A 20,407-nucleotide genomic window follows, 5' to 3' on the forward strand; every position below is an offset into this window, starting at 1 on the left:
CTTTTTTATTTATATCCTAAAACCTTTCTGACTTTATCCAGAGTCGGTCTGGCAATTTCTCTGGCTTTTTCTTCTCCTTTCTCAAGTTCTGCATGAAGTTCCTCAAGATTCTCCATGTAGTAATTATACTTTTCTCTCTCCTCACTAAATTTATCCAATATCAATCCGAGAAGCTCTTTTTTAGCATGGCCGTATCCAAAATTTCCAGCCAGGTATTTTTCTCTCAATTGTTTAGTTTCCTCTTCAGTACCTAATAGACTATAAATACCATAAACGTTACAGGTATCCGGATCTTTGGGTTCTTCTAATGGAGTACTATCAGTGATAATTGACATTACCTGTTTTTTCAGTTGTTTTTCAGGTAAAAATATATCGATAGTATTACCGTATGATTTACTCATTTTCTGACCATCGGTACCTGGAATAGTCATTACTTTTTCATCAATAATTGCTTCCGGTAATACGAATACTTCACCATACCTGGCATTAAATGAAGAAGCAATATCTCTGGTCATTTCCAAATGCTGCTTTTGGTCTTTACCCACCGGTACATATTCGGCATCGTACAGAATAATATCACAAGTCATTAATACCGGATAAGTAAATAATCCTGCGTTTACATCACTCAATCTATCAGATTTATCTTTAAATGAATGAGCATTTGCTAACATTGGAAATGGCGTGAAACAATTCATATACCATGTTAACTCGCAAACTTCAGGAATTCTGGATTGACGGTAAAAAAGATTTTTATCAGTATCAAATCCGCAGGCTAGCCAGGCTGCAGCAACAGCATCGACATTGTTCACTCGCTCTTCGCCGTCTTTAATGGAGGTTAATGAATGTAGATCTGCTATAAAAAACAGAGAATCGTTATTTTCTTTTTTCGAAAGTGCAATAGCTGGTTTGATCGCACCTAATATGTTCCCCAGATGCGGTTTTCCTGAACTTTGGATTCCCGTTAATATTCTTGGCATGATATTATCTTCTATTGTTATTTAAAGGTGCCAAAGATAACTAAGGATTATTTAAAAATGTAATTTGTTTTTTAATAACAATTGTTAATTAAATGTTCTTTTTGGTATTAATGATTAGATTTACAATGATTTTAAAATTTTTTAAATATGAATAGGTCAGTTGCTATTTTGTGTTTTGCGATCTTTTTAGCCATGGATGTGTTTGGCCAGGCTCAAATAGAATTTCGTAACACGAAACATAATTTTGGAGAGATAGAAGAGGAGGGAGGACCGGTGAAGTACACCTTTGTTTTTGAAAATACAGGTGACGACACACTGAAAATAAATAACGTCAGAGCTAGTTGTGGTTGTACTACCCCGGCCTGGACTAAACAAAATATTCTTCCTGGAGATACAGGTTATGTTATTGCTCAATATAATCCATTTAACAGACCTGGTGGGTTTAATAAATCTCTTACAGTAAGCACTAATGCTGAAAAGCAGGTAACAACATTACAAATTAGTGGTAAAGTAAAACCAAAGCCAAAAGGCCCAAAGGACGACTTCCCGACTCCAATGGGAGATTTAAGAGTTAAATATCGAGCTTTGCCTTTAGGAAATATCACTAACCAGGGGTGGTTAAAAAGGAATTTGAAATTTATAATCAGGGTGAAAAGGAAATAGTTTTTGATCCGAATTTAATAGAGACTCCTGAGCATATTACTGTTTCATTTAATCCTGCTAATCTTGCTGCTAAGGAGAGAGGAAAGCTGGTTGTTTCTTATGATACTCAGAATAAAGACGATCTGGGTTATTTTACTGAACCGGTGAGTTTTATTACTTCAGAAGACTCTGACAGCCTGAAAACTTTATATGTAACTACTTTCATAAAGGAGTATTTTCCTCCAATGACAAAGGAAGAATTAGCAGATGCCCCTAAAATATCTGTATCTAATCGCAAGCACGATTTTGGAGCATTAAATGAAGGAGAAACTTCTGAATATGAATTTACTATTTCAAATTATGGTAAGGAGCCCCTTTTGATTCGTAAAATTCTTGCCAATTGTGGTTGCATAGAAACTGAAATTAGAAAGGAAAAGATAAAACCCGGGCAAAGTACAACTGTGAAAGTGAAATTAGATAGTGAAGGAAGGGTTGGTTACCTGACTAAGAACCTGACTATTTTCAGTAATGATCCACGTAAAAGTACTATACAGGTAACTATAAAGGCAAAAATTGACAATTAGTATAAAGAATAAAGATTTTATTAGCAAGAGGCCTTATTGTAAGGCCTTTTTTTATTGTTTTAGCTTGAATTTTGTTTACAATTTGCGTAAATAAGGTTATCACAAATTTATAAAAGGCTAAAAATGAAAAATCAATTTAAGACGATCTTATTATTTTTTGTTACTGTATTTGTTTTTGCAGCATGTGGAGGCAATTCAGGGACGAAACTACTGAAGAAAGTGAAGCAGAGGTTGAAGTTCCTGAAATGGAAACTGAAGAGCCAAATTTCTGGGAAACAACTATACAGGATATTGATGTATACAAAATAGAAAATGAGGATGGTTCGCCATTATCTCTTGAAAGTTTTTTAGAAGAAGTAGGTCCGTCAATTTCGAACGCTGCAGAAATTGAATCTGTTAAAATAATAGCGTTAAAGGAAATGGGAGATTGTCGTCTTCTTGCTTTCAAAACCCTTTCTGGAACCAGATCTCAGATCGGATTAGTTACCGTTAATAAAAACTTTGAAGCCGGTGTGTTAAATTGGTATCCTGAGAAGGATGAAGGAGGTGAAGTTTCACCATCTTCAGATACATTATCTAACATTTTATATACTCCAAATGGAGTCAGAGTAGAAATGTACCATTCTGCAGATACAACCAATGCATTTAATATTGAAGAATTAGAATTGACGGAAGATTGTAATCTTGTAGTTAAAGAAGACTAATAAAAGTTTAAAACCGATAATTGGAGCAGCGGATTTTCATTCGCTGCTTTTTTAATCTACTTTTTTAAATGTTAGTTTCCCTCTTTTATTCTGAAGAGTCATATTTCGTTTATCAAAATTATAATCTAACACTCCAAAAGTAAGGATTTCCGAAAATTGGGTTTCCAGACTTTCTGCCTGGCAGCTCATTTTTGTTCCTGAAATATCCGTTACAATTAATGAGGATTGATTAAAACTTAAATTTCCTTTTACCCTGTTGCAACCAGTGAATCCCGTCAGGTGTCTTTGGGTAAGATTCAATTCCAGAAATGGAGACTGTTTAAATACTATGCCCGGATCCAGTGGTTTGTTATTGATCTCAGTTAAAACCCAAATATCATGAAGCCTGTAGTCTCCCAAAAATCTTCCGCAACCTTCAAGAGTAACTGGCTCATTCATGCTAATTAACTTAAGTGTAGCTGTAATTGAGTAATCAAATGTTTCTTTTAATTGATCATCAAAGCATTCTTGCTTATTTAATGTCAAAGTTAATTCACTTTTCTCGGATTCAACCACATAGATCAGGGTATTCCCACTATTGTCGGCAACATTTTCAGGAATCGGTGTTGAATAATCAATCCTTTTGTCAGGATATTGAATATGAATGTTTTCATCAAAATCTATATCAATTTCCCATTGAGGGTGATGGCCCGAACCAGTAAAATCAATTCCTTTTATAGCTTTATTGATATAATAGCTTGAAGTACGGGGTTTAGAAGATTTTTCCAATGATTCATTTTTTGGACCTGTCAGTAGTAATTTTTCATTATCAACTTCGAGCGTTTTATACTCATCCTGACTATTCGAAGCATAAAGTGTCAGTATATCTCCTTTTAATCTCCATTCACCCTTTTTTATTAATTCGTTACCGGCTTTATCCTGATGGACAATCAATTCATAATATTTGTTATTTTCAAGGAGTGTAAGTTCATAATTAATTCCACTACATTCATCACAACCAATAGCTCCAACCCATGTGGCTAGAACATCCTGTTCTGAGATTTTTTCGCCAGTTTTTTGGCTGGTTTTACATCCGGAAAAGAGAATAATAGCAAAAGATAAATAGTAGAAATATTTCATTTTAATTTCTAATAATTAGTAAGGGATGATAAGTTATTTTAATTGTTCATAATCTTCAGGCCACATTGGTATCTTTTTATTATAAACTTTATCGATAATTATGTTCCTTATTTTTAAACCATTCGAAGAATTGGTGAAATAAACAAAACCAAGATCATTGTTTTTATCATATATCAAATATGATTTGAATGAGCCATTATCTCCCCAATGGAATAAATATTCGGCGCCTTGATTATTATCCATAATGCCTATACCCGGAGCCCATTTAATTTGGAAATTGTCCAAAGTATCAACCTCTATAACCGGATCCATTAAAGAAGATTCATCAGTTATGTAATGCTGAAACATCTTTGCATATTCTACTGCATTGGAATGTAAAGATGCTGAAGCTAATGTCACATTTATTATTTGTTTACTGACTCTTTCATTGTCTTCATTATAAGGAATGGAGGCGTTTTTATCAATTTTTGGATAAATAAACGTTGAGCTATTAGCTTTAGCCATAGCAAAGATTGTTTCAGAGGCAATTTGTTGAAATGGCTTATCTGAAACTTTTTCTATTGCTCCCTGAAGCCATATATATCCTTCACCGGAGTAACCGAATTTACTTCCAGGTTCGAATTTGAAGTTCAGGCTATCTGTTTTTTTAAATACTTCAGATAGTGATTTTGCTTTAGTATCCGGCATTGCTCTCCAATTTGGTAATCCGGATTGGTGGCTTAGGACATGAAATGGAGAAACCTTCTCAAGGTAATCAGTATTGTTTGTTATAGATTGATCATAAAAGCTAAGTAAAGATGTATCCAGGGGAATTTCATCTTTAAAGTGTTTCAGATAAATATGTGCCAGAATGGGTTTCGATAAAGAGGCAGCTTCAAAGTTTGTAGTTTCCTTGACTTTAACTGAATCACTTAAATTAGCATATCCTGATGTATGAACCATTATAATTGAGTCCCTGGTAAAAACACTCATCGATATACCTGGAGTGATTCCAGCAGTTGTTAAAGAATCAAGTGTGTTTTTCAGACCAGAAAATGGGTCATCAATATTTTGTTTTTGTTTACCACATGCAGAGACAATAAATAGAAGTGAAATATATATTAATGTTTTTTTCATTATTTAATATTATCTAATAAATACGCTACCTGAGCTTCTTCGTAGCCATAAATAGGGGCTGAGCTTTTAAATTTTTCAATTAGCTTCAGGTCATCTTCTTTTTTATCACCACGTATTTTATCAAGAACTTTTCTGGCATATGTATAATCTTTGTGATCAGCTTCAATCACTCGGATTACCTCAGAAAGAAGAGGAAGTATGGAAGAAAGCGGACGAGATAATTTATGCATAGCAGCAAAATTTTTCTCACAGTATGCAGTCCATAAATTCTGAAGTGCTGTAAACTGATGATAGGTTAAGTTTATTTTATTTTTGAATGTCTTTGCTATTTGAAGCTTATTCATATTCTCAAAACCATTTTGATGCCCTACCGATGGTAATACCAATGATAATTCTTTGATGGAATTAAAATTTATTAAGGAACACGTAAACCAAAGATTCACCTGGCTTACTATATCATGCTCAAACCAAAGGTTTACCTTTGAAAATCTTTTAATTGCCGGTAATTTCATTATTTCAGGCATTGATTCGCCAAAATACACTTCTTCAGAAATTGAATAAGCATCCTTGAAAAATTGTGCTCTTTCTTCAAATAACTTTGGCAAAGTGTCATTAGACACAGGACCTTGCGATAAAGTTTCTTTTATAACTATTTTTTTTCCTGAAGCCTCTTTGGGCAATCTTTCTAATAGTTTATAACTGTTTATTATATGAACATTCATGTTATGGCAGATTTAATGAAAAGTATATGATCCTTTCTATGTGGAAATGATGGCAAATTACCTTCAAAACGCAGATTTAACAAGTTTAATTTTTGATCATATTATTTTCTTCCATTTGCTCAACCATATCTTTCATAGTTGTATTAAAAGGCCTGTAATCTATTTCTAAATTTTTAATACTTTTTGAATTATTAAAACGCAGAGGATATCCGATATTCTTTTTGACGAAAGAAGAGTTGATTCCAAACAGTGGTCCTACTATGTATAAAAGCCATTTTGGACTCAAGGATTTTGGTAGCTTGTATTTTTTATCAGATTCTATTCTCACAGCTTCAGCCATTTCAAGTACTGATACACTTTTATTGGATAGAATATGTCTGCCAGTAACGTCTTCCATCTCAACTGCACTGGCATGAGCTTTAGCTACATCCCTGACATCAACCACTCCGAAAACAAGGTCAGGAGCCCCAACTTGCATTTTACCTTTTAGCATGTCGCTCATAAATTTGAGACTCTCCGAATTAGAGATTTTTGTTAGTGAAGGACCCATGACGAAACTTGGATTAATCACAGCTAAAAACCATTGCTCCTGTTTATCATGTAATTCCCAGGCTTTTCTTTCAGCGAGAGTTTTGGAATATGGATATGGCTGATGGTCTTTATTGCTTGTCGTATTCCAGTTTTCTTCCGTAAATTCATTAAGTCCCTGATCCTGCATATCTTTTGCGTCACCATAAATCGCTGCTACACTTGAAGTGAGAATAACCTTTTTAACAGTTGCGGCTTTTGAGGCAGATGCCAATACATTTTCAGTCCCTTCTAATGCCGGCTTTACCAGTTCTTCAATTGGATCTTTAACATCAAGGATAAAAGGAGAAGCCATATGAACTACAGTGTCACAATCTTTAATAGCTTCATCATATGAGCCGAATTTCAACAGATTTGCTTCATAAACTTCCAACTCTCCAGGACTTTGATTTGCTATTTCCTGTAGGAAATTATATTTCTCTTCTTTAGACTTATCTCTTACAGTAAGTTTAACAATATGTCCTCTTTCAAGAAGTTCTTTGACAACCCATGAACCAATATAGCCGGTTCCACCTGTTACCATTATTTTTTTCGCCATAGCTCGAATATATGTTTAATGACTTAATTTAATCATTAAACTTAAGAGTTTTGGTTTCAGGCACCTGATATCTGTTGATAAGATTTTAAATTAAAGCTGAAAGCACTGCCTTTTCCGGGTCCTGATTTTATGCTTATAGCAGTATCATGTAATTCCATTATTTTTTTGACTATAGCAAGACCCAAACCTACGCCTTCCTGCCTGACATTATTTTCTGTTTGTCTGTACCTGTCAAAAACAATAGCTTGTTCCTTTTCACTCATACCCGGACCTGAATCAGCAATTGTTACTTTTACTCCATCATCAGTTCTGGAGAGTAAAAGCTTAATTTGACCATTTTCAGGGGTAAATTTGAGTGCATTTTCTACGAGGTTTTGAATAGCTCGTTCTACCAGGCTAATGTCGGCAAACACCATTGGCAATTGTTCAGAGGTTTTCTCTATGGAAATTTCAATGTTTTTACTTTCTGCCTTGAGTTTAAATTTATTGATAATATCCATGGCGAGATCAGTGATTCCAAATGGTTCCTTTTCGGGCTCTATCTGCTTAGATTCAAGTTTTGAATATTCGAAAAGTTGAGTAATAAGATTTGAAAGTTTGTCGGAACTCTCCTGGATTATCATTAAATAATTTTCTTTATCGGAGTCACTCAGCGATTCTTTTTTGATTTGTAGTGTTTCCACATAACCTTTCATAATAGAAAGTGGGGTTCTAAGATCATGAGATACATTTGCTATTAATTCCCGCCTTAAATTATCCACAGACTTTATTTCCTCCATGTTTCTAACTATCGTATCCGCCATCGAATTAAAGTTTGTAGCGAGTACAGAAAGATCAGAGTTTTCAGCATTTTGAATTCTGATTTTATAATCTCCTTCAGAAAATCTTTTAACTGTATTAGTTATGTTTCTTAAATTTCGTGTGAGATAATAAAGAGCAGCAAAGCCTACAATAAGAGTTAAAATCATGGTTATTATTGTTGCTCCAATACTCATTCGGGTGAAATATCCTGTAACTAAAGACCCATAAACGGCTTCCTGCTCACGGCCCTCAAGTACTATGTAGATATAACCCTCACGTCCATCGACATTAAATTCTGCTGCGGAGAAGATTTTCTTTTTATTTATATTTCTGGGATCATCGCCGGTAATATAACTGCTGCCATTTGTAGAAATAAACTTTTTGATAGGATTCACATCTACTTTTTGTGAAGGAGCATCGGGGTCAGAATGATCAAGCACTACAGAATACAATATAGTTCCTGATTTATCGAGAAGGTAAACTTCAATAGATCTGTTAACAGCCATCATATCATGCATGATGTCACCAAATAATTCTTTATTTACGCTTCCGTCGGGTAAAAATGGAGCTTGATCTTTGAATTTTTCTTCTATCAGGTGATTTGCAACATTAGCGTTTAGCTTTTGAGTCGTTTCATCATAGAGTTTAGAAGTAAAATAGAAGGAAAAAAAGACGTAAATACTTCCCATCAGGATGATCAGGAAGAAAAAGGTTAGCATCAATTTTTTTATAAACCGAATCGAAAGTGTGTCTTTGATATTCATATTGTTACTTCTTCGTTAAACTTATAACCGATCCCCCATGTGGTTTTTATATATTTAGGGTTGTTCATGTCAGGTTCGATCTTGGCTCTTAACCGATTAATATGAGAATTAACGGTATGCTCATAACCATCAAAATCATATCCCCAGATTAGTTTAAGCAGATCAGACCTTGAATAACTTCTGCCGGGATGAGCAGCCATAAGGGTCAGGAGTTCAAATTCTTTTGGAGATAATTCGACCTTATCATTTCTTACTATTACTTTTCGTTTTTCAATATCGATTGTAAGCTCATCAAAACGAAAAGTTTTGGATTCCGGACTGGTTATTCTGTCTTCGATCATTTTTGTCCGGCGAAATATTGCTTTTACTCTTGCGATGAACTCACGGATACTAAAAGGTTTGGTAATGTAATCATCAGCACCCATTTCAAGGCCCAGGACCCTATCAATTTCTTCAGATTTGGCTGTAAGCATAATAATTGGTGTGCCCTGATGTGCCCGGACTTCTCTACAGACATTCAAACCATCTTTTTCCGGAAGACTTAAATCAAGAATGATGAGATCCGGATCATGAGATAGAGCTTTATCGACACCTGTATTACCATCATAAGCTTTTAATACCTCACAATTGAGGTCCTTAAGATGTATTTCAAGTAAATTGACTATCTCGGGATCGTCTTCAATGACCAGTACCTTTTTCATTGTTATAAAGAAAAATAAAATGTATCACAGATTTATCACAGGAGTTTTACATTTCCCTGTCTTTTAAAGTATACAATTATGGTTGAGCAGATTAGATATCAATTACAATAATGTACTAAGTGTCGCCTAGCCGTCTATTTCTGATGTTTAGGTTATTTATCAGTACTTGCGGTTTTAAGTTCAAAAGGCTGAGAATCATAATTTTTCAACTCAAGAATATTGCCAGGCATATTAAAACCGGATTCATCTAGGGCATTCCAAACCCTCCGCATTGCATCTGTTTTTATGTCAAATCTCCTGTGTTTTGTATCAAAGAGGTCGACCCAGATCGTATAAACCAGGTTTGCAGTATTCGAACCATATTCTGTAAGGTAGACCGTGGGTTTTGGCTCTTTAAGCACTCCATCAACTTCTTCAAGAGTTTTAAGGATTATCTCTGCTACTTTACCGAGGTTCGAGCCGTAATCAATTCCAAGTGGGATCTCATATCTGAGATAACCATCTACTGTGTAATTAATGAGATTATCTTTTATGATTCGTGCATTTGGAATATATACATCTTTTCCGTCATAAGTTTTGATCCGAGTTAATCTTAAACTCATTTCCTGAACCCGTCCTTTTTGATCACCAATCTGAATTAAATCGCCATGCTTGAAAGGACGATTGAATGCCATTATCAGTCCTGCTATGAAATTTTCGCCAATATCTTTAAAAGCGAAGCCAAATACTATTGCAACTACCCCTGCTCCTGAAAAAATACCAATGATCACATTGCCGTAACCCATCACCCGAAGGAAAACCAGGATACCAATAAGGAATATTGTATAAAAGATTATATCTGTGATGAATTTAGCCATCACAAAATCCTGTATCCGCTTTTGAAGTCGGGGTCCGATAATTCGTTTAATTCCCCTGGCTACAAAATAAAACACCAGGAAGAGGATTATAGCAACAGTGAGTTTTGGAATGATTTCTACCAATTCTTCATAGTAGATACTGATTTGCTCGTTAAATGAATTACGAATCTTTTCGAACATAGCTTTTTATTTAATTAGGAAAGGAGCGAGTTTAAATTAATAAATTAGTTTTTAAGAATAGCTATGAGAGGAGGGAAAACAATTCATAAAAAAAAGGGCCGAAGCCCTTTTGATAATTTATTTAATCCAGATTATAAATTTCCATTATTTCATCCAGAATTTTTTTGAAGTCGATTTCAAGGTCAATAAGTTTACCGGTCTTGATATCAAAAACCCATCCGTGAACCTGAATGCCTCTATCTTTGTTAGCTACCTGAACATCTGCAGTTTTAAGAACATTTACACATTGTTCCTGAACATTCAATTCTACCAGCCTTTTATATCTTTCTTCTTCGTCATGAATACCGTCCAGTTCTTCTTGATGTAGTCTGTAAACATCCCGAATATTTCTTAACCAAGGATTCAATATTCCAAGATCGGCTGAATCCATTGCTGCTTTAACCCCGCCACAATAATAATGACCACAAACCACTACGTGGTTGACTTTAAGATGAGAAACAGCATAGTTTATAACTGAGGCACTGCTTATGTCTAAGTTGGACACTACGTTAGCTATATTTCTATGAACAAAGACATCCCCAGGGCCTAATCCCATAAGTTCTTCAGCCGTAACACGACTGTCAGAACAGCCTATGTATAAAATCTCAGGGCTTTGACCTTTTGCCAGGTTATCAAAATAATCAGAATCAACATTCAATTTTTCCTTGATCCAGGATTCGTTGTTTTTAAATATTTGCTTTATGTCCATTATTAATTTTATTTATGTATAGTCAAATTTAATTATCAAGGCCTAAACATCGTAGGAAAATAACAATTAATACCTTAAAGGAATTAGTCTTCAATATAACTTTTGATGTTGTTAAGGGTATCATTCCAGCCCTTTACGCAAGCATTATAAAATTCATTTCCTTTCTCATTTTCCGGAAAGCCATGATGTTCAACAGTTAAAAGGGTATGGTTATCATGATCGTATAATTTAAAAACTACCGTAAAGCCCCGACTAAAATCAGGCATGCTTCCATCTGCAGAGTATTTATAATTTTCTAACTTAAACGATTCATTAATTATGAAATCTTTTATTTCAGCAACACTGGTATATTCTGGATTATCTATATCTTTTCCCCATGAAACTATGTAATAGCCTTCCCTTTGAGGTTGAATCATTGCATAATCTGCTTCCCACCATTTTATAATGTCAGAAGGCGTTAATAAAGTTTTAAATACAGAAGATCGCTTTTCTGCTATCAGAATAGATTTTTCAATAGATTTCATAATTTATAGAATTAAAAAAGTCCCGTTTTAGCGGGACTTTAACATTATTCGAATGCCGGAATGCCGGTAATTTCTTTTCCAAGTATCAGAAGATGAATATCATGGGTTCCTTCGTAGGTGATGACTGATTCGAGATTTGCCATGTGCCTCATAATTGGATAGTCACCCGTAATTCCCATACCACCATGTATTTGCCTTGCTTCTCTTGCAATTTTCAATGCCATTTCAACATTGTTTCTTTTAGCTAAAGATATCTGCGAAGTTGTTGCCTTGCCTTCATTGAATAATTGTCCTAATCTTAAATTCAGCAGTTGTGCTTTCGTGATTTCTGTTAGCATCTCAGAAAGTTTCTTTTGGGTAAGCTGGAATCCTCCGATCGGTTTACCGAACTGAATTCTTTCTTTAGAATATCTCACTGCAGAATCATAGCAATCCATTGCAGCACCAATTGCCCCCAGGCTATACCATATCTTGCTGAATCAAGGCACATCATTGGAGCTCCGAGTCCGCTTTTTCCTGGAAGGAGGTTTTCCTTTGGTACTTTAACGTCATTAAAAACCAATTCACCGGTTGTTGATGCTCTTAAACTCCATTTTCCATGGGTTTCCGGAGTGGTGAAGCCTTCCATCCCTCTTTCAACTATGAGTCCGTGAATTCTTCCTTCTTCATTTTTAGCCCAAACTACAGCTATATCTGCTTTTGGTGAATTAGAGATCCACATTTTGGCACCATTTAAAAGATAATGGTCGCCCATGTCTTTGAAATTTGTGACCATACCACTCGGATTAGAACCGTGGTCAGGTTCTGTTAATCCAAAGCAACCCAGCATTTCACCAGATGCCAGTTTCGGTAAAAACTTCTTTTTTGTTCCTCAGAACCAAACTTATAAATAGGATACATTACCAGAGAACCCTGAACTGATGCTGTTGATCTCATGCCAGAGTCACCTCTTTCTATTTCCTGCATGATCAGGCCATAACTGATATAATCAAGTCCGCCACCTCCGTATTCCTCTGGAACCGTTGGACCAAATGCACCAATATCACCAAATTTCTTTACTATCTCGTAAGGGAAATGAGCTCTTTCTGCCCAATCTTCGATAAATGGAGTGATTTCTTTCTTAACAAAATCCCTGATAGAAGACCTGATAAGCTTGTGTTCTTCAGTTAGCAAGTCGTCGATATTGTAAAAATCAGGTGATTCAAACAGATCCTGTTTTACTGCTTTTTTGTTTTCTGCAGTTGTTTCGGTATTCATGAGTTTAAAGGTTTGTTGTTTATCAAGTTCATCAAATTTACAAAGACATTTTTATTTCAATTATATTCTTTAAAATAAAAGTCAGCCAGACGGACTTATTTAACTAAACTTAAATCATTTAAATGGCTGTAATAATGGTTTTGCCTTAATATTCATTCTTCTTCTTATTTATATAGATGACTATGCGTATTTTTGCAGTTAAATTTAAGGATAACTCCCTTACAGCAACATGGTTAAAGAATTATCATTAAAACTACCACCTCATCTGGCATATCAGGAGGAGGAGTTAAAAAAGATCGTTTCATCTGAAACAGGGTTTGATATTAAAAATATTGAATTTCTAATCAGGAAAAGATCGATAGATGCACGTAGAAAGCAAATAGTTATTAATGTAAACCTGGAAGTTTATATTAATGAGCCCGCTCCCGATCCTGTTCCAACGCCAAAAGAATATCAGGATGCTACTGGCAAACCAGAAGTTGTTATTGTCGGTGCCGGTCCGGCAGGCCTTTTTGCTGCTTTAAGAGCGATCGAATTAGGTTATCGACCAATCGTTTTCGAAAGAGGCAAAGATGTCAGGACCCGAAGGCGAGATCTGGCAGCTATAAATAAGCATGATATTGTAAATCCCGAGAGTAATTATTGCTTTGGAGAAGGTGGTGCAGGGACCTATTCCGATGGCAAGTTATATACCAGGAGTAAAAAAAGAGGAGATATTATGAGGATTCTGGAGATCCTTGTTGCTCATGGAGCACGAGAAAATATCCTTTACGAAGCACATCCTCATATTGGAACTAATAAATTGCCTCCACTTGTTGCCTCACTAAGAGAAAGTATTTTAAAAGCTGGCGGTGAAATTCATTTTGAAACTAAGGTTGTAGATTTTATTCTTGATAAAGGAAGAATGAAAGGAGTGGTTACCGAGGAAGGTAATTCTTTTGAGGGAATAGGCGTTGTGCTGGCTACAGGTCATTCAGCAAGAGATATATTTATTTTGTTACATAAAAGAAATATAGAAATTGAATTTAAGCCTTTTGCTTTAGGAGTCAGGATAGAACACGACCAGGAATTGATAGATAGCATGCAGTATCATGCGAAAAGCAGAGGTCCATATTTACCACCGGCTGCATACAGTATTAAAACCCAGGTTGATCTTAAATCAGGCAGACATGGAGTGTTTAGTTTTTGCATGTGCCCGGGTGGATTTATAGTGCCATCTGCGACAGCTCCCGGGGAACAAGTAGTAAACGGAATGAGTCCAAGTAGAAGAGACGGGCGGTATGCAAACTCAGGAATGGTTGTTACTGTATCTGAAAACGATCTTGCAGAGTATCACGAACACGGTCCGCTGAAAGGAATGGCCTTTCAGTCAGAAGTCGAGAAAAAAGCCTTTAAAACTGGAGGTGAAAGTCAAAAAGCACCGGCTCAAAGAATGGTAGATTTTGTGAATCGAAAAGTAAGCCCTACATTAAGGGATACATCGTACCAGCCGGGACTTGTTTCTTCTGATCTGAGAGAATATCTCCCTGATTTTGTGAGTGAGTCATTAAGGCAGGGATTTTTAAATTTTAAGAGGAAAATGCCTGCATATTTTACGAATAGTGCTCAATTGATAGGTGTTGAAAGCAGGACATCATCTCCGGTTAGAATCCCTCGCGACAAAGAAACGTTAGAACATATAAATGTTAAAGCGCTTTATCCTTGCGGGGAAGGAGCAGGATATGCAGGAGGAATTATGTCTGCTGCAATGGATGGTGAAAGATGTGTAGAAAAACTTATTGAATCTTATGGATAAGAAAAACAAAAAAACAGTGATAATCGGTGCAACGCCAAATCCAGCGAGATTTGCCTTTAAAGCTGCGGATATGTTTAATGATTACGAAGTTCCTTTTGTACCGGTAGGTATAAAACAAGGGGAAGTCTTTGGGGAGTCCATTCGCGATATAAGGCAAAAACCGGAAGTTGATGATGTTCATACAGTGACCATGTATATCGGGCCCAGGCATCAGGATGAATGGATCGATTATATAATTTCATTAAAACCTGAAAGAATAATTTTTAATCCCGGGACAGAAAATTACGAGTTTTATAAGAAGGCAGAAAGTGCTGGAATTGAACCTGTTGAGGCCTGTACGCTGGTAATGTTGTCAACCGGTCAATTTTGATTAAATAGTATAAATATTATTTTTGAAAATATAGTTTGAATAAATCTGTTTTTAGCACTTTATTACGTATTTTTGAACGTTTGTATAATTCAAAATTTATATAATTTTGGCAGAAAAAGGAAATAATTACTCGGCGGGTAATATTACAGTTCTGGAAGGACTGGAAGCTGTAAGAAAAAGACCAGCCATGTACATTGGCGATGTTGGTATAAAAGGTCTTCACCACCTGATCTGGGAGGTGGTAGATAACTCTATCGATGAGGCGTTAGCCGGGTACGCAAAAAATATATCAGTTACTGTCCACAAAGATAACAGTATCACCGTCGAAGATGATGGACGGGGTATTCCTGTTGATATTCACAAAAAGGAAAATAAGTCTGCACTTGAGGTTGTAATGACCGTACTACACGCAGGTGGTAAGTTCGATAAAGATACTTATAAAGTGTCTGGTGGACTTCACGGTGTGGGTGTATCCTGCGTGAATGCACTTTCCGCAAATTTGAAAGCAACTGTTCATCGTGACAACAAGATCTGGACACAAAGCTATGAGTGCGGTGTGCCTAAGACACAAGTTGAATCTATCGGAGATACGGAGATTTCAGGAACTACTATTTGGTTTAAACCTGATACAGATATTTTCATTGTTTCTGAATATAAGTATGAAACAATTGCTTCAAGACTGAGAGAGTTGGCCTACCTGAATGCAGGGATCAGGCTAAAACTAACTGATGAAAGGGAAACTGATGATGATGGAGAATTTCTTCACAGTGAATATTTCTCAGAAGGTGGCCTTCAGGAATTTGTTGAATACCTTGATGAATCAAGAGAAAAGTTAATTCCAACTCCAATCTATATTAATAAAGAAGATGGTGAGGTACCTGTAGAGGTAGCTTTAAGTTATAATACTTCTTATTCAGAAAATGTTATTTCTTACGTGAATAACATTAATACGATAGAAGGAGGGACTCATATTGCCGGATTTAGAAGGTCTTTAACAAGAACTCTAAAAGGATATGCTGACCGTTCAGGATTACTTGAGAGAGCAAAGGTTGATATTACCGGTGATGACTTTAGAGAAGGACTGACAGCAGTTGTGTCTGTTAAAGTTGCCGAACCTCAATTTGAAGGTCAGACAAAGACTAAACTTGGTAACTCTGATGTTTCGGGTTTTGTAGATAGTGCTGTTTCAGAAATTCTTTCAGATTACCTGGAAGAAAATCCAAAAGAAGCTAAAGCGATCGTACAAAAAGTTATTGTTGCTGCTCAGGCTCGTCAGGCTGCCCGTAAAGCAAGAGAAATGGTACAGAGAAAAAATGTACTTACTTCAACTGCTCTTCCTGGTAAATTAGCCGACTGTTCAGAGAAAGATCCAACTATTTGTGAATTATACCTCGTGGAGGGAGATTCTGCAGGTGGATCAGCAAAGCAAGGTCGTGACAGAGGATTCCAGGCTATTTTACCATTAAGAGGTAAAATTCTTAACGTAGAAAAAGCCCAGGAATATAAGATATATGAAAACGAAGAAATAAAGAATATCATTACAGCGCTTGGTGTATCATTTGGTACTGAGGACGATAAGAAAGCACTGAATATGGAAAAGTTGAGATACCATAAGATTATCATCATGACGGATGCTGATGTTGATGGATCTCATATTAGAACACTTATTCTTACTTTCTTCTTTAGATATATGCGAGATCTTATTGAAAAAGGATACTTATATATTGCTTTACCACCACTTTACCAGCTAAAAAAAGGAAAAGATGTCAGGTATTGCTGGTCTGAAGAACAAAGAGTTCAGATCGTTCAGGAACTAGCTGGAAATGGTAAAGAAGAAAATGTTGGCGTTCAGCGTTACAAAGGTCTTGGAGAGATGAATCCTGAGCAGCTTTGGGAAACAACGATGAACCCTGATAACAGAGCTTTAAATCAAGTTACAATTGACTCTGCAGCGGAAGCAGATCACCTATTCGGAGTATTGATGGGTGATGAAGTTGCACCACGAAGAGAGTTTATCGAGAAAAATGCTAAATATGCTAATCTCGATGTATAATTGATGAAAATAAGACTTTAATTCGTAATTTAAAGCCCCGCTCAACTGGGGCTTTTTTTGTTCACTGAAACCCGATCTACTAATGGCAACTATTCATTCTAAAAAGATTGAAGAGTTAATACAGGAATCTAAATATATTAGCCGCGATCTTAGCTGGCTACAATTTAATTATCGAGTTCTGGATCAAGCCCGTAAGGATAATAGAACCTTGATCGATCGGCTGAAATTTTTGGCTATTACCAGTTCAAATCTCGATGAATTCTTTATGATAAGAATAGGGAGTTTATACAATTATATAGACTTCGGAAAAGAACGGATTGATTATTCAGGTTTAAGTGAATATCCATTCAGAGATAAGCTATTTGATGAGTCTCATAAGTTCTTTAATCTTCAGATGAAGGCTTATACTAAAGAACTTGCTCCTAGTTTTAAAGATTACGGAATAAAGGTCCTGAAATTTAGTGGTCTGCATAAAAAGGAGAAGGAAAAGGTTACAGATTACTTCAAAGAAACGGTGTTTCCGATGTTAACACCAATGACCTATGATGGTATGCATTCTTTCCCAATCCTTATGAATAAGGTACTGATATTCGGAGTGGTGACTCAGAGTAGCGGCAATGGTATTCAAATGAGTAAGAAGAATACCTCACGGAGTAAAATATCTTTTATTCAGATACCAAATAACCTACCTCGCTTTTTTGAGATCAGAAGAGAAAGTGAAATAGTTTTCATTCCTATTGAGGAAATTGTCAGAGAACATATAAGCTGGTTATTTAGAAATGTTGAGATCATATCAGCTGACTTGTTCAGATTGACTCGTAATGGAGATTTCACACTTGAAGAAAGTGATGATATTGAGACAAACTTTTTAGATGAACTTAAGAGTAAGCTTAAAACACGTCAGACCGGAAGGGTTGTGCGAATTGAAGTCGAATCGAAGTACAATAAAAACTTACTCAGGTTTCTAAAGAAAAGATGGAACCTGGAGGACTTTAATATTTTCAAAGCTCCAGCGGGGGAATAATTGATTTCACCAGTTTCTGGCAAGTCATTAAGCATAACGAATTCAAGCATTTACTTCCGAAATCACCTCCGCCAAGAGACCCTATAAACTATCATGCCAGTGAAAATGAGGATTTGATGGAAGTGCTCAAGGAAAAGGATGTGCTATTGCATCACCCATATAATAGCATCAGTCCATTGATCGAATTACTAGAACGATCAGCTGAGGATCCGCAGGTACTATCGATTAAAATGACAATATATCGTCTTGCGAAAGATAGCCGGATAGTAGAAGCATTATTGAAAGCCGCAGAGAATGGTAAAAACGTAGCCGTTCTTTTCGAAGTTAAGGCACGATTTGACGAAGAAAACAATATCAGGCAAGCCAACAGGCTTAGAAAGGCAGGTTGTTATGTAATTTATGGTCTGAGTGCTGTTAAAACTCATACGAAATTACTGAATATCGTGCGTCAGGAAGGTAAGAAGGTTACTAGTTATGTTCACCTTGCCAGTGGTAATTACAATGAAGATACTGCAACTCTTTATACTGATATAGGCATTTTAACCACTAAAAATGAATATGCTCACGACGTATCTGAATTCTTTAATGTAATTACAGGGCACTCTGTACCTGGAGGTTACGAGACATTATTGACAGCCCCGAGAGATATGAGGGAGCAGTTGATATCATTAATCCGTAATGAAGCTGATAATGCTAAAAAGGGTGTTGGCTCCGGAATCGTGATCAAAATTAATTCACTTCAGGATGATGTTATTATTGATGAGCTTTATGAGGCTTCAAAAGCTGGTGTGCCAATTCGATTAATTGTCAGGGGAATCTGCTGCCTGAAACCTGGAGTGAAAGGATTGTCGGAGAATATTAAGGTGATCTCAATTGTAGGTAATTATCTTGAGCATTCGAGAATTTATTATTTCCACAATTCCGGAGATCCTAAACTATATGGTGGCAGTGCAGATGTTATGGTAAGATCACTTGATCGTCGCCTTGAATCGCTTTTCTTAATTAAAGATGATGTGATAAAGAATTACCTGGTAAACGTTCTTTATTTTAATCTGATTGATAATGTTAATTCATATAAAATGAACAGTGATGGTACTTATATTATGAAGCAGCCATTAGATAAAGAAGAACGAATTAGTGTTCACGAAGCGTTTTATAGTTTAACTGAAGAGAAACTTGAAGAAGTAGATTTGTTGAGTATATAATATGAAATTAGCTGTTATCGATATAGGCTCAAACGCAATACGTTTTCAGGTTAATACTGTCAAAGTTTTTAGAGGTTCTGTTTATAGTAAAAAGCTTGAATATGTCAGGTTTCCATTGCGTCTCGGTAAGGATGTGTTTAAGCATGGCAGGATTAAAAAAAAGAAAGTTGAAAAATTTGTGGAGCTGATGTCAGTTTATAAAAGTCTGATGGATCTTTATGAGGTAGATGATCATATGATCTGTGCAACTTCAGCTATGCGCGAAGCAGATAATGGCCCTGAAATAGCTAAAAAAGTCAGAGATACCTCCGGATTGAAGATTAAAATAATTGATGGTGATGAAGAAGCATCCATGATCAATAATGCACTTAAGCAATATATCGCCGATGAAATGGTAATTCACGTGGACGTTGGTGGAGGTAGTACCGAACTTAATATTTATAAAAACAGGAAAAAAATTGTTGCTCATTCGTTTAAACTGGGTTCAGTCCGTAGCCTGGGTCATCATGACAATCCTAAGACCTGGGAAAAGATACACTCATGGATTGGGGAGCAATTAAAGAAATATAACAAGAAAGATCTTCCTGTTTCAGCTGTGGGTACTGGTGGAAACATAAATAAAATAATGGATATTTCTGAAGGTGGTGAAAAAGGATTTGTTACTGCAGATCAAATCAAAGAAGTTAAATCCAGACTTTCTGAAATGACCTATGAAGAACGAGTTTATTTATTAAATCTTAATGAAGATCGCGCCGACGTGATATTGCCTGCTGCCGATATTTACCTTGCTGCAATGGAATGGGCCAGGGCAGATAAAATGGTTGTGCCTACAGTTGGACTTAAAGATGGAATGATTCAAAAATTGATCGATAAATATTTTGAGGAGGAAATGGCCTTAAAAATATAAATAGTTATTATTAATGATTTTAATAGAATGGCAAAGGAATTAAAAATCTCTTAAAAGTTTTATTATTTCCTTATCATTTGTTTATTTTGTTTAATGCTTATCAAGAAAGACAGAGGGATTGGGCCCTGCGAAGTCTTAGCAACCTTGGTTAAACTTGGTGCTACTTCCCATCTCGGCAAGACCGGGAAAAGATAAGTTTCAAGCCCGTCTGAAACTCTTTCTTGATAACTA

19 protein-coding genes, 1 pseudogene and 1 riboswitch are annotated in these 20,407 nt (G+C 35.9%); of the genes and pseudogenes, 9 read left to right on the top strand and 11 right to left on the bottom strand.

Going from position 1 to position 20,407, the window contains the following annotated elements:
- Window positions 1-5 precede the first annotated feature (5 nt).
- Window positions 6-977, bottom strand: a complete 972-nt coding sequence (gene trpS, locus DCC35_RS08830; RefSeq protein ID WP_137090438.1) for a tryptophan--tRNA ligase — start codon at window positions 975-977, stop codon at window positions 6-8.
- A 147-nt stretch (window positions 978-1,124) separates the two neighbouring features.
- Between trpS and DCC35_RS08835 the strand changes: the two genes are divergently transcribed.
- The 3 genes from DCC35_RS08835 to DCC35_RS08845 all read left to right on the top strand — a co-directional run bounded on the left by DCC35_RS08835 (window position 1,125) and on the right by DCC35_RS08845 (window position 2,907).
- Window positions 1,125-1,640, top strand: coding sequence for a DUF1573 domain-containing protein (locus DCC35_RS08835; protein WP_137090439.1), 516 nt, complete (start codon window positions 1,125-1,127; stop codon window positions 1,638-1,640).
- Complete coding sequence (locus DCC35_RS08840) at window positions 1,592-2,203, top strand: DUF1573 domain-containing protein (RefSeq protein WP_137090440.1); 612 nt, start codon at window positions 1,592-1,594, stop codon at window positions 2,201-2,203. Before DCC35_RS08835 ends, DCC35_RS08840 begins: the two co-directional genes overlap by 49 nt.
- Window positions 2,204-2,385: 182 nt before the next feature.
- Complete coding sequence (locus DCC35_RS08845) at window positions 2,386-2,907, top strand: hypothetical protein (protein WP_137090441.1); 522 nt, start codon at window positions 2,386-2,388, stop codon at window positions 2,905-2,907.
- 51 nt (window positions 2,908-2,958) lie between these two features.
- On the opposite strand, the gene DCC35_RS08850 is transcribed toward DCC35_RS08845, so the two are convergent.
- The 10 genes and pseudogenes from DCC35_RS08850 to DCC35_RS08895 form a co-directional block, all read right to left on the bottom strand.
- Window positions 2,959-4,026, bottom strand: coding sequence for an META domain-containing protein (locus tag DCC35_RS08850; protein ID WP_137090442.1), 1,068 nt, complete (start codon window positions 4,024-4,026; stop codon window positions 2,959-2,961).
- Between the two features lie 33 nt (window positions 4,027-4,059).
- Window positions 4,060-5,142 (bottom strand): serine hydrolase domain-containing protein, encoded by a 1,083-nt coding sequence (locus DCC35_RS08855; protein ID WP_137090443.1) that lies wholly within the window; start codon window positions 5,140-5,142, stop codon window positions 4,060-4,062.
- A complete protein-coding gene (locus tag DCC35_RS08860; protein ID WP_137090444.1) occupies window positions 5,142-5,864 on the bottom strand; it encodes a DUF1835 domain-containing protein in 723 nt (240 codons plus the stop codon). Before DCC35_RS08860 ends, DCC35_RS08855 begins: the two co-directional genes overlap by 1 nt.
- A gap of 85 nt (window positions 5,865-5,949) precedes the next feature.
- Complete coding sequence (locus DCC35_RS08865) at window positions 5,950-6,990, bottom strand: NAD-dependent epimerase/dehydratase family protein (RefSeq protein ID WP_137090445.1); 1,041 nt, start codon at window positions 6,988-6,990, stop codon at window positions 5,950-5,952.
- A 56-nt stretch (window positions 6,991-7,046) separates the two neighbouring features.
- Window positions 7,047-8,555, bottom strand: coding sequence for a sensor histidine kinase (locus tag DCC35_RS08870; protein WP_137090446.1), 1,509 nt, complete (start codon window positions 8,553-8,555; stop codon window positions 7,047-7,049).
- Window positions 8,552-9,256 (bottom strand): response regulator transcription factor, encoded by a 705-nt coding sequence (locus DCC35_RS08875; protein ID WP_137090447.1) that lies wholly within the window; start codon window positions 9,254-9,256, stop codon window positions 8,552-8,554. The genes DCC35_RS08870 and DCC35_RS08875 overlap by 4 nt, the downstream gene beginning before the upstream one ends.
- 152 nt (window positions 9,257-9,408) lie before the next feature.
- Window positions 9,409-10,293: a mechanosensitive ion channel family protein gene (locus DCC35_RS08880; RefSeq protein WP_137090448.1), complete on the bottom strand. Its 885-nt coding sequence runs from the start codon at window positions 10,291-10,293 to the stop codon at window positions 9,409-9,411.
- Window positions 10,294-10,414: 121 nt separating this feature from the next.
- A complete protein-coding gene (locus DCC35_RS08885; protein ID WP_137090449.1) occupies window positions 10,415-11,041 on the bottom strand; it encodes a carbonic anhydrase in 627 nt (208 codons plus the stop codon).
- Window positions 11,042-11,124: 83 nt separating this feature from the next.
- A complete protein-coding gene (locus DCC35_RS08890; RefSeq protein WP_137090450.1) occupies window positions 11,125-11,565 on the bottom strand; it encodes an SRPBCC family protein in 441 nt (146 codons plus the stop codon).
- A gap of 44 nt (window positions 11,566-11,609) precedes the next feature.
- Window positions 11,610-12,822 (bottom strand): annotated as a pseudogene (locus tag DCC35_RS08895) (acyl-CoA dehydrogenase family protein).
- 229 nt (window positions 12,823-13,051) lie between these two features.
- Between DCC35_RS08895 and DCC35_RS08900 the strand changes: the two are divergent.
- From DCC35_RS08900 to DCC35_RS08920, 6 genes are all read left to right on the top strand, one after another.
- Complete coding sequence (locus tag DCC35_RS08900; protein WP_137090451.1) at window positions 13,052-14,617, top strand: NAD(P)/FAD-dependent oxidoreductase; 1,566 nt, start codon at window positions 13,052-13,054, stop codon at window positions 14,615-14,617.
- Window positions 14,610-14,987, top strand: a complete 378-nt coding sequence (locus tag DCC35_RS08905; protein WP_137090452.1) for a CoA-binding protein — start codon at window positions 14,610-14,612, stop codon at window positions 14,985-14,987. The genes DCC35_RS08900 and DCC35_RS08905 overlap by 8 nt, the downstream gene beginning before the upstream one ends.
- A gap of 106 nt (window positions 14,988-15,093) precedes the next feature.
- Window positions 15,094-17,040 carry a DNA topoisomerase (ATP-hydrolyzing) subunit B gene (gene gyrB / locus DCC35_RS08910; RefSeq protein ID WP_217495937.1) on the top strand — a complete coding sequence of 649 codons (1,947 nt, stop codon included), beginning with the start codon at window positions 15,094-15,096 and terminating at the stop codon, window positions 17,038-17,040.
- Window positions 17,041-17,122: 82 nt separating this feature from the next.
- The gene (locus tag DCC35_RS21820; RefSeq protein ID WP_317129006.1) at window positions 17,123-18,064 is read left to right on the top strand and encodes a polyphosphate kinase; all 942 of its coding nucleotides are present in this window, start codon (window positions 17,123-17,125) and stop codon (window positions 18,062-18,064) included.
- Between the two features lie 26 nt (window positions 18,065-18,090).
- Entirely contained in the window at window positions 18,091-19,269 is a 1,179-nt protein-coding gene (gene ppk1 / locus DCC35_RS21825; protein ID WP_317129018.1) for a polyphosphate kinase 1, read from the top strand.
- Between the two features lies 1 nt (window position 19,270).
- Complete coding sequence (locus DCC35_RS08920) at window positions 19,271-20,176, top strand: Ppx/GppA phosphatase family protein (protein ID WP_137090454.1); 906 nt, start codon at window positions 19,271-19,273, stop codon at window positions 20,174-20,176.
- A gap of 94 nt (window positions 20,177-20,270) precedes the next feature.
- Window positions 20,271-20,374: riboswitch (SAM riboswitch) on the top strand.
- Window positions 20,375-20,407: the final 33 nt, after the last annotated feature.

Source organism: Mangrovivirga cuniculi, assembly GCF_005166025.1.
GTDB classification, from domain to species: Bacteria; Bacteroidota; Bacteroidia; order Cytophagales; family Cyclobacteriaceae; genus Mangrovivirga; species Mangrovivirga cuniculi.

What these genes read in the sequence shown, in the direction of transcription:
- trpS (WP_137090438.1), bottom strand. Translation starts at nt 977, where the DNA reads ATGCCAAGAATATTAACGGGAATCCAAAGTTCAGGAAAACCGCATCTG.
- DCC35_RS08835 (WP_137090439.1), top strand. Translation starts at nt 1,125, where the DNA reads ATGAATAGGTCAGTTGCTATTTTGTGTTTTGCGATCTTTTTAGCCATG.
- DCC35_RS08845 (WP_137090441.1), top strand. Translation starts at nt 2,386, where the DNA reads ATGTGGAGGCAATTCAGGGACGAAACTACTGAAGAAAGTGAAGCAGAG.
- DCC35_RS08850 (WP_137090442.1), bottom strand. Translation starts at nt 4,026, where the DNA reads ATGAAATATTTCTACTATTTATCTTTTGCTATTATTCTCTTTTCCGGA.
- DCC35_RS08855 (WP_137090443.1), bottom strand. Translation starts at nt 5,142, where the DNA reads ATGAAAAAAACATTAATATATATTTCACTTCTATTTATTGTCTCTGCA.
- DCC35_RS08860 (WP_137090444.1), bottom strand. Translation starts at nt 5,864, where the DNA reads ATGAATGTTCATATAATAAACAGTTATAAACTATTAGAAAGATTGCCC.
- DCC35_RS08865 (WP_137090445.1), bottom strand. Translation starts at nt 6,990, where the DNA reads ATGGCGAAAAAAATAATGGTAACAGGTGGAACCGGCTATATTGGTTCA.
- DCC35_RS08870 (WP_137090446.1), bottom strand. Translation starts at nt 8,555, where the DNA reads ATGAATATCAAAGACACACTTTCGATTCGGTTTATAAAAAAATTGATG.
- DCC35_RS08875 (WP_137090447.1), bottom strand. Translation starts at nt 9,256, where the DNA reads ATGAAAAAGGTACTGGTCATTGAAGACGATCCCGAGATAGTCAATTTA.
- DCC35_RS08880 (WP_137090448.1), bottom strand. Translation starts at nt 10,293, where the DNA reads ATGTTCGAAAAGATTCGTAATTCATTTAACGAGCAAATCAGTATCTAC.
- DCC35_RS08885 (WP_137090449.1), bottom strand. Translation starts at nt 11,041, where the DNA reads ATGGACATAAAGCAAATATTTAAAAACAACGAATCCTGGATCAAGGAA.
- DCC35_RS08890 (WP_137090450.1), bottom strand. Translation starts at nt 11,565, where the DNA reads ATGAAATCTATTGAAAAATCTATTCTGATAGCAGAAAAGCGATCTTCT.
- DCC35_RS08900 (WP_137090451.1), top strand. Translation starts at nt 13,052, where the DNA reads ATGGTTAAAGAATTATCATTAAAACTACCACCTCATCTGGCATATCAG.
- DCC35_RS08905 (WP_137090452.1), top strand. Translation starts at nt 14,610, where the DNA reads ATGGATAAGAAAAACAAAAAAACAGTGATAATCGGTGCAACGCCAAAT.
- DCC35_RS21820 (WP_317129006.1), top strand. Translation starts at nt 17,123, where the DNA reads ATGGCAACTATTCATTCTAAAAAGATTGAAGAGTTAATACAGGAATCT.
- DCC35_RS08920 (WP_137090454.1), top strand. Translation starts at nt 19,271, where the DNA reads ATGAAATTAGCTGTTATCGATATAGGCTCAAACGCAATACGTTTTCAG.